Raw genomic sequence first — 299 nt, 5'->3', positions numbered from 1 at the left:
TTATTTTCACTTTTTTGAAAGGTGAAGACAAAAGGTATCGTTACTTGCATTAGCAAATAACAACCTCAACAGTGTACTAATCTGTTGATGACAATTTGTTGGAGGGATGGCTGAGTGGTCGAAAGCACCGGTCTTGAAAACCGGCAACCGTTAATAGCGGTTCTAGGGTTCAAATCCCTATCCCTCCACCACCATTGAAAAGCCCGCTGAGAAATCAGCGGGTTTTTTTTCGTCTTGAGTTTGGTAAAAGAACATTTGAATACTTCAAAGCGGCAGCTTATACCAATCCGGAAAATTAA

Annotated in this window: 1 tRNA gene; it reads left to right on the top strand. The window is 40.8% G+C overall.

The features are described from left to right. Window positions 1–100: 100 nt before the first annotated feature. Window positions 101–191, top strand: a tRNA-Ser gene (locus AB4161_RS23200). Window positions 192–299 lie beyond the last annotated feature (108 nt).

This window comes from Vibrio sp. 10N.286.51.E5, assembly GCF_041469125.1.
Lineage (GTDB): Bacteria > Pseudomonadota > Gammaproteobacteria > Enterobacterales > Vibrionaceae > Vibrio > Vibrio crassostreae_C.
Note: the sequence above shows the minus strand (reverse complement) of the source record. Positions and strands in the feature narration are given on the sequence as shown.